At 46.1% G+C, this 14,048-nt stretch carries 9 protein-coding genes; 5 read left to right on the forward strand and 4 right to left on the reverse strand.

The annotated features are described in order from the left end of the window. Window positions 1-160: 160 nt before the first annotated feature. From fucP to K339_RS0101555, 4 genes are all read right to left on the reverse strand, one after another. Window positions 161-1,381: an L-fucose:H+ symporter permease gene (gene fucP / locus K339_RS0101540; protein WP_028522026.1), complete on the reverse strand. Its 1,221-nt coding sequence runs from the start codon at window positions 1,379-1,381 to the stop codon at window positions 161-163. Between the two features lie 117 nt (window positions 1,382-1,498). Beyond that, window positions 1,499-2,287: an L-fucose dehydrogenase gene (locus tag K339_RS0101545; RefSeq protein ID WP_028522027.1), complete on the reverse strand. Its 789-nt coding sequence runs from the start codon at window positions 2,285-2,287 to the stop codon at window positions 1,499-1,501. Window positions 2,288-2,400: 113 nt separating this feature from the next. Then, a complete protein-coding gene (locus tag K339_RS0101550) occupies window positions 2,401-4,437 on the reverse strand; it encodes a M13 family metallopeptidase (RefSeq protein WP_028522028.1) in 2,037 nt (678 codons plus the stop codon). Window positions 4,438-4,475: 38 nt separating this feature from the next. Next, window positions 4,476-5,687, reverse strand: coding sequence for a DUF418 domain-containing protein (locus tag K339_RS0101555; RefSeq protein WP_028522029.1), 1,212 nt, complete (start codon window positions 5,685-5,687; stop codon window positions 4,476-4,478). Window positions 5,688-5,971: 284 nt separating this feature from the next. Here K339_RS0101555 and K339_RS0101565 point away from each other — a divergent pair, with 284 nt between their 5' ends. The 5 genes from K339_RS0101565 (at window position 5,972) to K339_RS0101585 (ending at window position 13,989) form a co-directional block, all read left to right on the forward strand. Further along, window positions 5,972-6,544, forward strand: coding sequence for a hypothetical protein (locus K339_RS0101565; protein ID WP_028522031.1), 573 nt, complete (start codon window positions 5,972-5,974; stop codon window positions 6,542-6,544). Then, window positions 6,541-8,757, forward strand: coding sequence for a histidine kinase (locus K339_RS35670; RefSeq protein ID WP_051397730.1), 2,217 nt, complete (start codon window positions 6,541-6,543; stop codon window positions 8,755-8,757). Before K339_RS0101565 ends, K339_RS35670 begins: the two co-directional genes overlap by 4 nt. Window positions 8,758-8,783: 26 nt before the next feature. Beyond that, complete coding sequence (locus K339_RS0101575; RefSeq protein WP_028522032.1) at window positions 8,784-9,542, forward strand: LytR/AlgR family response regulator transcription factor; 759 nt, start codon at window positions 8,784-8,786, stop codon at window positions 9,540-9,542. Window positions 9,543-9,820: 278 nt separating this feature from the next. Further along, a complete protein-coding gene (locus K339_RS0101580) occupies window positions 9,821-10,891 on the forward strand; it encodes an efflux RND transporter periplasmic adaptor subunit (RefSeq protein WP_028522033.1) in 1,071 nt (356 codons plus the stop codon). Continuing rightward, a complete protein-coding gene (locus K339_RS0101585; RefSeq protein WP_028522034.1) occupies window positions 10,888-13,989 on the forward strand; it encodes an efflux RND transporter permease subunit in 3,102 nt (1,033 codons plus the stop codon). Before K339_RS0101580 ends, K339_RS0101585 begins: the two co-directional genes overlap by 4 nt. The last annotated feature ends 59 nt before the right edge of the window (window positions 13,990-14,048 follow it).

A 14,048-nucleotide genomic window follows, 5' to 3' on the forward strand; every position in this document is an offset into this window, starting at 1 on the left:
TCACAACCCGCCCGAATTAGATACCTCCTTCGTCGGTATGACAAAACAATCCGTGCTGAGGGTTGCTCACAACCCACCCGAATTAGATACCTCCTTCATCGGTATGACAAAAAGCCCCAGACTACCGAGAATCTGAGGCTTTTCTTATAGATGAATATGTCTAGTTTTTAGGCTTAGAAAAGACCAAGCCAAACAACAAAATCACGACGTAACAAATGATTGGTGTCAAGTACGATTGAGCCACGTCAATGTCGGCCACTTTCCCCATGATAGGCGGAAAAACCGCACCACCAACAACTCCCATCACGATAAACGACGACGCACGTTGTTTGTGCTCGCCGAGGTTGCGAAGACCTAATCCAAAAATCGTTGGGAACATGATACTCATAAAGAAGTTGAGCATCATCAAGGCGATAAACGACGCCCAGCCCCAGGTTTGAGAGATAATCAAACACAACACAATGTTGGCCGCTGCAAAAATAGCAAGAAGGGTATTAGGCTTAATAAAACGCATCAAAAACGTACCTACCGCACGACCTGCCAACAACAACACCATGCTAAACGAGAAATAGTACCCCGCTTTTTCGTCGGTCATGTCAGGCATATATTTGACGGCGTAGTTGATAAAAAACGCCCAAGTTGCACCTTGCGCCGCTACGTTGAAAAACTGCGCGATGGCCGCCCAAATAAAATGACGATGCTCAAATAAGCCTTTTTTAGGGCCTGAACTTGCCCCTTCTTCTACCTCGGTGCTTTCTTCAGTCAATGGTGGTACTTTGATAAACGAAAACGCAATGGCGACGCTAAGTACCACCGCACCAATCACAATATACAAATACTTCACGGGTGCAAGGTCATGAACAACATCGCCCGTAGGGACGTTACGCAAAATGATAAATGACCCCAACACAGGCCCCAAAATCGCCCCTACCCCGTTGAAAGTTTGGGAAAGGTTAATGCGTTGTTCCGAGGTTTCTTCGTGACCCAAAGCCGCCGAGAACGGGTGCGCTACGGTTTCGAGTGTGGCAAGTCCGCAAGCCAAAATAAAAAGAGCTAACCGAAAGAAATCAAACGATTGGGACTCAGCAGCGGGATAAAACAGGAACGCCCCGATGGCATACAAGCCCAAGCCAAGAAGTACGCCGTTTTTGTATCCGTACTTTTTCATGAATAATCCCGCAGGAATACCCATCACAAAGTAGGCACCAAAAATCGAGAACTGAACCAAGCCAGAATCAGCGATAGAAACGTTCAAAACCGTCTGAAAACGGCGATTCAATAAGTCTCCCATCGTAATGGCAATCCCCCAAAGAAGGAAAAGACTCGTCACAAAGGCGTACGTCGGGACGTACTTGGCGGTAAGTAAAGGGGCTTTTTTCATCAATAAATTAGTAAATGAAGTTTAGGGTTATTTGTAAGGTTAGAAATTATCTTCCAATCACCTTCCCGAAAGTTTAGAACTTTCGGGAAGGTTCTAAACTTTCGGGAAGGTCTAGGACTAATGCTTAATAATCGAACGATCTAAATGCACATAACCGCCATCGACGTGAATCAGCTGACCCGTGGTGTGGCTCGATTTATTCGATAATAAGAAGGTTACCATGTTCGCGATTTCCTCTGGACTTGTCATCCGATTTTCAAACGGAATACGGCTATTGATTTCGTTGAGGGTTTCTTCTGGATTCGGCAGTGTTTTAATCCACTTTTCGTAAAGCGGCGTCCACGATTCAGCCACAATCAAGGCATTGACCCGAATCCCGTATTTCAACAATTCTACCGCCCACTCGCGCGTGAGGGCATTACGAGCGCCGTTGGCGGCGGCGTAAGCCGACGTATTTCCTTGTCCCGTTTCGGCCACTTTCGAGCTGACGTTCACAATCGGGCCTTTGGTTTTAATCAAATACGGAAGGGCGTGTTGCGCCAACAAATAATAATGCACGACATTTTTGTGCAACGAAGCCATAAATGCTTCATAGTTACCTTTTTCAAGCCCTACACCGTCGTTGACGCCTGCGTTGTTGACCAAACCATCAATCCGACCGAAGCGCTCTACCGTCAACCGAATTGCTTTTTCGCATTCGGCAGGGTCGGTAAGTTCAGCTTCTACGCCGTAGGCCATGCCGCCCAAGGCTTCTATTTTTTCGATAACAACTTGGTTATCAGCCGCACTTCTCCCCACAATCACAGGAATGGCCTCTTCTACGGCTAAGGTGCGCGCAATGGCTTCGCCAATTCCTTTGGCACCGCCTGAAACGATAATGACTTTTTCTCGAAGATGTAAGTTCACAGATAAAAGAGAAGGTTAGTGAAATGGTTATGTTTTAGATTTAATAAGTACTGTACGACCTGAATCTCATGCAATACTACTAAAAACTATTAAAAATCGCTTCCTTTCTTCCGTTACCAAATGCTTACCCGAACGCTATCAGGACGATACATTTTATCGGTCGGCTTCATGTTAAACGCTTTGTAAAACTCAGGCATGTTCGACAACGGCCCGTTGACCCGAAAATGCTCAGGCGAGTGAGGATCCACCGAAATGCGGGTGCGCAACGTTTCGTCACGGTTCTTAATCCGCCATACTTGCGCAAATCCCAAGAAAAAGCGCTGTTCGGGCGTAAATCCATCTATCTTCTCATTGCTTTGTCCTTGTTTGGTACGTTTAAACGCTTCAAAGGCAATCGAAAGCCCCCCGATGTCGGCAATGTTTTCTCCCAACGTAAGCTCCCCGTTGACGTGGACGTTGTTCAACACCGTGTAGTTGTTGTATTGCTTCACCACCACCAGCGCTTTGCGTTTGAAACGGTCGGCATCCGCTGGCTTCCACCAATTTTTGAGCATTCCCATGTAGTTATATTGGCTTCCTTGGTCGTCAAAACCGTGGGTCATTTCGTGACCAATCACCGCCCCAATGGCACCATAATTGATGGCATCGTCGGCATCGTTATCAAAGAATGGGAATTGTAAAATGCCCGCTGGGAACACAATTTCGTTGAACGTTGGGTTGTAGTACGCATTTACCGTAGGCGCTGTCATCCCCCACTCCGTTTTGTCCACGGGCTTTCCGACCTTGGCAAAATCGCGCTTCAACGCCGACGCCCGTATCGACTGCCCGTTGGCGTAATAATTATCCGCCACAATTTCCACGTCCGCATAATCTTTCCACGTATCGGGGTACCCAATTTTTTTGAGGTACAAGTTCAATTTCTTCAACGCTTCGGTTTTGGTCGAATCGCTCATCCAATCCAAACGCTTGATACGGTCGGCATACACCACTTGGAGGTTGTTTACCAGCTCATCCATGCGCGTTTTGGCCGCAGGTGGGAAGTATTTTTTTACAAAAATCTGCCCCAACAAATCGCCCAAACCGCCATCAACAGCATTCGTAATTTGTTTCCAACGGGCTTCTTGCACTTGCTGGCCATTGAGGGTTTTTCCGTAAAACTCAAATTGAGCATCCCGAAAGCCTTTACTCAACGACGAAGCTGCTCTTGTCAAAATGTAAAAGCGAATTTTGTCTTTGATAACCTCCATCGACTGTTTTCCCAACAACTGGTCAAGGCCACGGTAATAGTCGGGCTGGCCGATGATAACCGTATCCGTTTTCACGCCCATTTTTTGTACCAACTTCACCCAATCAATGCCTGGCGTCACATTTGCGAGGTCTTTGGTAGCAAACTTGTTATAATTTTTTTCGGGGTTTCGCAATTCCACAGGGCTGCGGTGCGACTTAGCAATTTCGGTTTCGAGTTGGAGAATACCTTCGGCTTTTTTCTGTGCCGTGGCCGCATCGGTTCCGCTCAAGGTAAAAAGTGTCGTCACGTATTTTTTGAAAGCATCACGTACTTTCTTAGTTTCGGCATCCGTGCGGAAATAGTAATCTTTTTCGGGTAGCGTCAACCCAGTTTGGGCAAACTGTAAAGCATTGTAGTCTGGGTTTTTCTCGTCGCTGCCTACATAAAGGCTAAACCACACACTGCCTGGGTCGGACGGAAAGCTGGCGGCGTAGTCGATGACGTCTTGTTTGCTCTTCAATCCATCGACTTTGGCCAAATCGGCTTTAATCGGCTCGTAGCCCTTCTTCTCAATCGTGACAGTATCCATGCCCGATTTATACAAGTCACCGATTTTTTGTTCCAAGCTCCCTTTCGTATGCGAGCCCTTGGCCGTTTCTTCCAAAATGGTATGAAGCTTGGCTAAGTTATCTTCATACAAGGTATAAAACGACCCCCATCCCGTTTGGTCGGCAGGGATTTTGGTATTTTTCATCCAGCCACCGTTGGCGTATTGAAAAAAGTCATCGGTGGGTTTGGCGGTTGAATCCATGCCCGTTACGTCAAAAAACGACGTTCGCTTCGGCTGGTCTGACTCCGACTTGCAGCTCACCAAAAAAGCACCTATGGCCATTGCCGACAGGATTTTCAAGGAATTGTTCATAGGAAAGGTTGTTTATTTCGAGTTACAAAAATGAAACATTAGCGAGATTTCAGAAAGGGTTGGACTTTTAGGTAAGTCAACGAACGCCACAGCCATTCGACAGGACCATAACGGAAGCGCCCAAGCCACCATTGACTAAACGAAATTTGGGCTAAAAACACCATAATTCCAATCAAATATCCGACGGCTGGCGATACCTTCCCCAACAAATTGAACCCAAAACCGAAGAAAATAAACCAGCCTAAAAGGGTTTGGGTAAGGTAACTCGTCAGCGCCATTTTACCGATGGCCGCCAGTGACGAAAGCACTTTGCTCCAACTTTTTTTGGACAATAAAAAGCTTACACCTGCCACATAAAACAGCACCATGCAGGCATTCATCAGGTCGTAAAGCATCGACAGCAACGCAGATAACCACATCGGAATCGTTTTGTTAAAAATGCCGCTCAGTTGCAAACCCACGCCAATCAGAAGCAATACCCCTACCACCGAAATACTGTAAATGAGCAACTTCCGAAAGAAAACACGGTGCTCGTCAAATTGCTGAAGGAGTTGCTTGCGCGCAAACCAAAAGCCCAACAAAAAGAAGCCAAAAGTGATGTAAAGGCGTCCGCTGAGGACTTGGAATTTCATCTTTTTGGGAAACGCAGCCCAGTTATCTTCCAAAAATGGAAAATACTCCCCCGCTCGAATCAAGTTTAGGTAACGTTTGTTGCCTGGTTCGTCAAAAATTGTTCCCCACAACGCCCCCGTGTCTATGTGTTGCCAAGTCATGTACGCATCCTGAAGGCGTGCAGGCACATTGATAATCAAGCCAATAGCAACCCACAACAAAATCTTTTCAGGGACATTGACAAAAAGTAAAAGTCCGAAACCTACCATGGCATAAATGCTAAGAATATCGCCCCGCCAGTGCAAGTGATGCAGTAGTCCAATGCCACCTAACAGGGTAATTCGCCACGCAAAACGAGCTAAAAACGCCGCTTTACGGTCGCTGGTTCGGAGGAGCATGAGTCCAAAACTCACCCCAAATAAAAACGAGAAAAAGGCAAAGAACTTCCCCGTCACCAAGATTCCATCAAACGTCCAAATAATTTGAGAGAGCACGTCCGATTGGTACGGTTTGCTCACTTCCTCTGGCAACGACCAGCCACCGTGCCATCCGATGTAGTGTGCTAAAATGATACCTAAAAGGGCAAAGCCTCGAAGCCCGTCGATAAGCGGGACACGCGAAGTGAGGGTAGTGTTCATCTGTTTTTTAAAAGGCTGTATAATTTTGTAAAAAAGAAGCAACGGTATGATTGTTACTCTATGATTAACACATAGTTCATTTAGGTTTTTCACATAGAAAACATAGCGATACCCCTCACTCATTTTTACCCTTATTTTTACCTATTTTACTCCCATTTTTGCGAGGTTTGTCCGAATCACCCTGTAGAAACAACACAGGCAGAATAGCTTTGTATCCGTTATCAAAACAGCTATTTTTACCTCGTATGATTATTTCATCACCCAACAGACCCCTCCTTTCCGCCATGGAACTCAGAGCCATTCACCTCGGCTTCGCCGAACTCATTTCAGAAACGCAACGGTTTATCAACCAACATTGGGTAAAAATAGGTATTCTCAACCTCATCGCGGCTTTTGGGCGATTGGCCCAAGGGGGTGGTTTTGGGGCTATTTCTCCTTGGCTTTTTTCCCTCATTGATGTCCTTGTCGTCGTCGCTCGTTTCGGATTGATTATCCTTGTTTTAGGGCAAGGCTCTTGGCAAGCAGGTGTTAAACAAATTGTTCTTTTCCCAAAACGTATGACTACCGAAGGGGGGCTTCTTTGGAAACAACTCAAAATGAACGTCTTCTGGAATAAAATTGCATTTTCGGTCAACTTCATCGTCTTCATGATTATTGGCACCGTTACCAATTTGAGCATCCAGCTTTTTACGCACCTGTTCTTCTTCAACTGGCTCAAATCGCATCAATTTATAGCTGCTAAAACCACCACTTGGGGGGTTATTCAGTTTTTAGGAAACCTTAGCATTACGCCTTTCACGGTGGTTTTTATGGTATTGGTAGCCATCTTTTTGGTACGTAAACCTGAACAACGATGAGCACTGTACTTACTCCCGACCAACAATTAGGGACACCCTCTAAAGTAGTGACTTATCCTGCCGAAGGGCTAAAATACCTTCAATTGGAGACATTATCGGGCAACGTTGAATTGATTGGCCACGACGAAAATACCATTCGGGTTGAGGTTTTTGCCTCGGTACGCAGCTTGTTGTCGCTTTTTTTGTACCAAGAACCCGTCACCGAATTCCCCTCCGACATCAACCCTTTGGTGATGAGCATCGTGGGTGAATCGTTGAAAATCACGGCGCGTCCCAATTACTTTAACCCTTACAATTGGGTTCATTTTCACCGCACATCATTTCGGATATTTTTACCTCCCTCGTTGCATTCGTTTATCAAAACGTACGGCGGACACGTTCGGCTCCAGCACCTTTCGGGAAACCACAAGTTTGATACCTGGGGTGGGCATCTGCTTTTGTTTCATTCGCAAGGCAACTACCTTGGCAAAACAATGGGCGGCAATATCGAAGTAGCTCATTGTCAAGGCAATATTGAACTGAGTACGTTTGGTGGAAAAGTCACCGTTAGCGACAATGAAGGATCTATCCGCACCGACACCAAAGGCGGTAATGTGATTATTCATAACCACAAAGGCAAAATCAATGGAAGTACGTGGGGGGGCAATATCGAAGCCACCAATATCACAGGCGACTTAGAATGTAGCACCTCGGGCGGTAATGTTCGTCTTAGGCACCTCAACGGCAACATAGGTGCCAGCACCCGTGGGGGAAATATCACGGCCGAAGTAACATCGATTCACCAATATTCGTGGTTTGACACCTCAGGCGGAAACATCAAAGTGGCACTTCCGCTTCACCAAGGGCTGGATTTGGAAGTGGTCGCGGGTCGCGTAAGACACCCTCGTTTTCAAGACTTTAACGGCTATTCGTCCCGAAGTAATTTAAGAGGCAAACTCAACGGTGGCGGCCCTAACGTTACCATTCGGAGTTTTGGAGGGCGGGTTACGCTATCGCAGTACCAATCAGGAACGCCAGCCCCTGCGCCTTATTCGTATGTTCCTACTGACTATCCGCGTCACCCGTTTACTGAACCCAATACGCCCACGCCTCCATCACCCACCACGTCAGCGCCTCCTCCCGCAGTTTCCAACAACCACGAGCGAACACCTTCGCCTTTTTCGCTTGAAGGAATGCTGATTGCATTTTTGTTTTGTTTGTTTTTGGGATATGGACTGAGTGGGGTTGTGTATTTTTCACTAGAGTTTTTTCGTGCACACAACATTTTATCCACAGGTATCTTTTTTTCCAATATCGCCAATAGCCTCGGGGCTTGGTTGGCGTTGCAAATTTTCATTCATTTTCTCGACAACAAAGTACATTTCCCTTGGGCTAAATACCTCACGGTGATTGGACTTACCTTTCTTTTTGTTTTTTCGTTCCAAATCGTCATTGGCATTTTTTATTGGAGCAAAATCCCCGTTGCATCTTGGCCCAGCAACCCTAAGTCAACCACTATTTTTTATTTATTTTTACCCCAAATCGTGAGTTGTTCTTACTTGTTTTATTGGCAACGAACGCGGCAGATTACCCGTAAAATTTCGGAACAAGAATACCAATTGCTCAACCTAGAAAAATTAAAAACCAAGGCCCAACTCAACGCCCTCGAAGCACGTATCAACCCGCATTTCCTGTATAATTCGCTCAACAGCATTGCGGGGCTTGTTCACCAAGACCCCGACAAAGCCGAAGAAATGACGATTCAATTGTCGAAGCTATTTCGTTATACCACGGGGCGCACTGAGGCGTATAGCCATAGTATTTCTGAGGAATTGGAAGTAGTAAAATCGTATTTGGCGATTGAACAAATGCGGTTTGGGAATCGGCTTCAGTTTAAGGTCGAAGTACAACCGTCGTTGTTGGACGTAAAAATTCCGCGTTTTTTGCTACAACCACTGGTCGAAAACGCCATCAAACACGGCATTTCGCAGTTGCTTGACCACGGAATTATCGAAATTTGCATCGAACGCACCTCCAGCCATATTCTGTTTACGATTCACGACAATGGCCCTGCCTTCAAAGAAGAAATAGCCAGCGGATATGGGTTACGAAGTATTCGAGAAAAACTTCAATTGGTATATGGAGACAAGGCCACTTTACAAATTCAAGACAGCGACCACAAAGCGGTAATCATCAGCCTTCCGCGCGACCACGAGTGGACTGACTGGAAATAAACCATCGCCTCTAACGACTTTTAGCTATGTTTACTACCCTTCTTATCGACGACGAGCCCATTGCCTTAGGGCGTCTCAAACGTTTATTGACGCAGTTTGATGACCTCATTGAGGTGGTTGACGAAGCCCTCAATGGCCTCGAAGGCATTCAAAAAATTGAAACGCTACGCCCCAATTTACTTTTTTTGGACATCGAAATGCCCCAAATGACGGGTTTTGAGATGTTATCACGGCTGTCGTATATGCCTATGGTCGTTTTTGTGACAGCCTACGACCAGTACGCCATCAAAGCCTTTGAAGAAAACTCCATTGATTATTTGCTCAAGCCCGTTGAAAAAGAGCGTTTGGCCAAAACGATGGACAAACTCCGAAACCTGCGTCCTGAACAAGAACAAACGCTCAGTCAAGAAAGCCTCAGGCAACTCATCGGAAGCATGGTACCGAAGAAAGAAATGCACTCTATTTCGGTCAAAAGTGGTGATAAAATCTTGTTTGTACCGCTGTCGGACATTAGCTTTTTTCAGGCAGAAGATAAATACGTGCTGCTCAATACAGTCGATAATAAACAGTATTTGATGAATTATACGATTACGAGTTTAGAAGAAAAATTACCCTCAAATTTTGTAAGGGTAAGCCGCTCAACGATTGTCAACAGCACCAAAATCAGGGAGATGGAGCGGTATTTTACGGGCAAATACATGATTGTGATGCTTGACCAAAAACAAACCAAAATCGAGTCAGGCAGTACTTACCAAGAAAACGTAAAGCGCCTGATGGAATTTTAGAAATATCGACAAAATCAATCATTCCGTCGAGTGATAGGGGCGATTTGTACATTTTACTAGGTAAATTAAGGGCTTCAATCCGCTTTTACAGTAGGACGAAAGCCCTTTTTTGTCGTAATAAACTTACAAAAGGGGTTGTAGCGTCAAAAAGCCGTTTGCTCTCATTTTTAGGGGCTTTCGGTAGGATACCTAAACACCATTTTTGCATAACACTTACATTTGTTTACTTGTTAATACCTCACTAAACGAACTACAGAGCTCTCTAAATCTTATTTTGAATGAATTATTCCAAACCCACGCATTCTTTTTACATAAGTTTGTCGACAGTATTGGTTTGTTTGTCGCTGTCTGCTTGTAAAGAAAAAAAGGGAAAAGAAGGAGGTGGCGGTCGCGAAGAGAAAAAAGACAAACCTACCCTTGTAGATGTCATGGTAGCTGCTCCTCAGCCCCTCACCAGTGTAGTTGAAGTCAACGGAACGATTATTCCGAGCGAATCGACCGAGCTACGCCCCGAAGTAAGCGGACGATTGACCTATCTCAACGTTCCTGAAGGAAAAACAGTCACCCAAGGAGCTGTCTTAGCCCGCATCAACAGCGCCGACCTCGAAGCCCAAATGCAACGAACCAAAGTGCAGTTGGACAACGCTGTGCGCACCGAAGAACGTTTCAAAAAACTTCTTGACGTAAACGGCATCAACCAAAGCGACTACGACGCCGCTTTGAATACCGTCAACACCCTCAAGGCTGACCTGGCTTATACCCAAACGTTGATTGACAAGACGGTACTCCGTGCGCCATTTACGGGCACGATTGGTCTTCGTCAAATCAGCCCAGGTTCGTACGTAACCCCTACTTCCATCATTGCGACGATTCAACAGTTGGGTAAAAAGAAAATTGATTTTACCCTTCCCGAAGAATACAGCGAATTGGTTCGGATTGGTTCGACAGTGAAAGTTCGCGTGGACGGACGTGATTCGGTTTTGAGCCGAGCAACCGTGATTGCCCTTGAGCCGCAAGCCAACCGACTCACCCGTAGCTTGGTCGTGCGCGCACTCATGGACGATTCTCGCGCCAATCCTGGGGCTTTTGCCAAGGTAATTATTGGCAATGGCAACAACAAAAAAGCCATTATGATTCCGACCAATGCCATTATTCCCGACGACCGCAACAACCAAGTTATTCTGGTCAAAAACGGAAAAGCTGCGTTTGTCAACGTACAAACAGGAGTCCGTAGTTCTAACAACGTAGAAATTACCCAAGGTCTTAACGTGGGCGACTCTGTCGTTGTAACAGGGGTATTGTTTGCTAAACCTGACGCCGTTCTCAAAGTAAGAAAAGCAAAGAAATGAACATTTCAGAACTATCCATAAACCGCCCCGTGCTTGCCACAGTGATGAACTTGGCAATCATTATTTTCGGAGTAGTGGGGCTTTCGTTTTTGGCGGTGAGGGACTATCCCGCCATCGACCCGCCATTGATTTCGGTGAGCACCTCTTATACGGGTGCTAACCCCGACATCATTGAGAGCCAAATCACCGAACCCCTTGAAAAACAAGTCAATGGGATTCAGGGTATCCGCACCATTACTTCTTCTAGCTCGCAAGGAAACAGCCAAATCAGCGTAGAGTTCAACCTCGGCGTTGACCTCGAAGCGGCAGCCAGCGACGTGCGCGACAAGGTGAGTCAAGCCTTGCGTAGTCTTCCGCAAGACATCAACGCGCCACCAGTGGTATCGAAAGCCGATGCCAACGGCGACTTTATTATGATTTTGGCCATTCAGAGTGAAAGTAAAAGTTTGCTCGAATTGAGCGACTACGCCGAAAACGTCCTCCAACAACAGCTTCAAACCGTTGACGAGGTAAGTGCCATCAACATTTTTGGGCAGAAAAGCTACGCCATGCGTATTTGGCTTAACCCCGACAAAATGAGTGCTTACAACGTTGCCTTCTCCGATATTCGTTCGGCACTGAACAACGAAAACATTGAGCTACCTCCTGGAAAAATCTACGGTAACAATACCGACTTGACCATCCGAGTTTTGGGTCGTATGACCACCGAGAAGCAGTTTCAAGATCTTATTATTCGTGAAGATGCGACGGGAATCGTGCGATTGAGCGATGTCGCCAAAGTAGAACTAGGCCCAGAACAGCTCGAACAAAGCTGGAAATACAACGGCTTACACGCGGTGGGCTTGGCCATCATTCCCCAACCTGGTGCCAACAACATCAAAATTGCGGACGAAATCTACAAACGCGTTGCGCAAATTCAGAAGAGTAGCAAAAGCGACGTCCAAATCAAAGTATTAAGTGACAACACCAAAAACATTCGTAACTCGCTCGCCGAAGTAGAAGAAACGCTCATCATTTCGTTTATCTTGGTGGTTATCGTTATCTTCCTTTTCTTCCGCGATTGGCTTATTGCGATTCGTCCATTGATTGATATTCCGATTTCGCTCGTGGCTACGTTTTTCATTATGTACCTGGCGGGTTTTTCGGTCAATATCCTTACCATGTTGGCGATTGTATTGGCCACAGGTCTGGTAGTCGATGACGGTATTGTGGTCACCGAAAACATATTTAAGAAACTCGAACAAGGTTTGCCGATTCGGAAAGCGGCCATTGAAGGAAGTAAAGAAATCTTCTTTGCCGTTATTTCAACTTCCATCACACTGGCGATTGTGTTCTTGCCCGTTATTTTCTTGGAAGGATTTATTGGTAGTCTTTTCCGAGAGTTTGGGGTAACATTGGCCGCCGCCGTACTCGTCTCCGCCTTTGTATCGCTTACCATTACGCCCGTCTTGAACGTCTATCTTTCGCGCAAAAACGCGGGTCATGGTTGGTTTTATCGAAAAACCGAACCTTTCTTCCGTGGTATGGAAGATGGATACCAAGCTATGCTTACAGGCTTCTTGAAAGTCCGCTGGATAGCGTGGGTCATCGTGTTGGCCTGTGGGGGGATTATTTGGTACTGCATGGGGGCATTAAAGAGCGAATTAGCGCCATTGGAAGACCGTAGTAGCATTCGCTTTAACGTGACTGCTCCCGAAGGAACAAGTTACAGTGCCATGTCCGCAATCGCCGATGATTTAGGCAAATTCTTATATGATTCGATTCCTGAACGCGACTTTATCTTTGTGCGTACGCCAGGCGGAGGCCCTGGCGGAGGTGGCTCTACCAACAGCGCAGCACCTCGTTTGGCCTTGGTAGAACCCACCGAGCGAACCCGTAGCCAAAGCGATATTGTGAACGATTTGCAGAAAAAGCTCAGTCGCTTTAACCAAGCACGGGTGTTTGCCGTTCAAGAACAAACCATTTCGGTAGGTTTTGGCTCACGCGGTAGTTTGCCAGTACAGTTTATTCTCCAAAATCAAAACCTAGACAGTCTTCGTGCTATTATCCCGAAATTTTTGGAAGCCGCTCGTTCGGACAAAACTTTTGCCAACGTCGATGTCAACTTGAAGTTTAACCGTCCTGAGTTGAAACTTTCCGTTGACCGAATGAAAATCAGAGACTTAGGACTCACAACTCAAGACGTAGTAGCGACCATTCAGGCGGCGTTTAGTGGTGGCCGATTGGCTTATTTTATCCAAAATGGTTATCAGTATTCCGTCATTGCCCAAGTAGAGCGCACCGACCGTAACAAGCCCGAAGACATCGGTCGCTTGTACGTACGCAACTCGCGCGGCGAAAATATTCCATTAAGCTCCGTAATTCGTTGGGAAGAAAGTACAACTCCTACCACAATTTATCACTATAATCGTTACAAGGCGGCCACCATTTCGGCTTCGTTGGCGGAAGGTTACACCATCGGCGACGGTATCAAAGCCATGGAAAGTATTTCCAACAAACTCCTCGACGAAAGCTACCAAACGGCATTATCAGGCCCCTCGCGTGACTTCTCAGAAAGTTCGTCGAACATCCTTTTTGCCTTTATGTTGGCCTTGGTGCTTATCTATTTGGTATTGGCGGCTCAGTTTGAGAGCTTTATTGATCCATTCACCATCATGATTACGGTACCGTTGGCGTTGGCGGGAGCGTTGTTGAGCTTGTGGGCCTTTGACCAAACCCTCAACATTTTCTCCCAAATCGGAATGATCATGTTGATTGGTCTAGTGACTAAAAACGGAATCTTGATTGTGGAATTTGCCAACCAACGGCGCGAACATGGCCTCAAGAAAGTAGAAGCCGTGATCGACGCTTCAACGCAACGTTTGCGTCCAATCTTGATGACCAGCCTTGCAACTTCTTTGGGGGCTTTGCCAATTGCGTTGAGCTTAGGAGCTGCCAGTACCAGCCGTATTCCGCTCGGAATTGTGGTTGTATGCGGCATCATGTTCTCCCTTGTTCTTACATTGTTTGTCGTTCCAGCGGTATATACGTTTGTTTCGGGAAAACACAAAAACGCCGATAACGTAGAAGAAAAGACAGTGGAAGTTAGCAATGCCTAACTTCCACCATTTTATCTACAATTAACAAATAATGATTAACTGTGCTTTGGCACGTAATC

Source organism: Runella limosa DSM 17973 (assembly GCF_000482465.1).
In the GTDB taxonomy this organism is placed as follows: domain Bacteria; phylum Bacteroidota; class Bacteroidia; order Cytophagales; family Spirosomataceae; genus Runella; species Runella limosa.

Excerpts from the sequence above, each read along its gene's own strand:
- fucP (WP_028522026.1), bottom strand. The coding sequence starts at position 1,381 with ATGAAAAAAGCCCCTTTACTTACCGCCAAGTACGTCCCGACGTACGCC.
- K339_RS0101585 (WP_028522034.1), top strand. The coding sequence starts at position 10,888 with ATGAACATTTCAGAACTATCCATAAACCGCCCCGTGCTTGCCACAGTG.
- K339_RS0101580 (WP_028522033.1), top strand. The coding sequence starts at position 9,821 with ATGAATTATTCCAAACCCACGCATTCTTTTTACATAAGTTTGTCGACA.
- K339_RS35670 (WP_051397730.1), top strand. The coding sequence starts at position 6,541 with ATGAGCACTGTACTTACTCCCGACCAACAATTAGGGACACCCTCTAAA.
- K339_RS0101550 (WP_028522028.1), bottom strand. The coding sequence starts at position 4,437 with ATGAACAATTCCTTGAAAATCCTGTCGGCAATGGCCATAGGTGCTTTT.
- K339_RS0101555 (WP_028522029.1), bottom strand. The coding sequence starts at position 5,687 with ATGAACACTACCCTCACTTCGCGTGTCCCGCTTATCGACGGGCTTCGA.
- K339_RS0101565 (WP_028522031.1), top strand. The coding sequence starts at position 5,972 with ATGGAACTCAGAGCCATTCACCTCGGCTTCGCCGAACTCATTTCAGAA.
- K339_RS0101575 (WP_028522032.1), top strand. The coding sequence starts at position 8,784 with ATGTTTACTACCCTTCTTATCGACGACGAGCCCATTGCCTTAGGGCGT.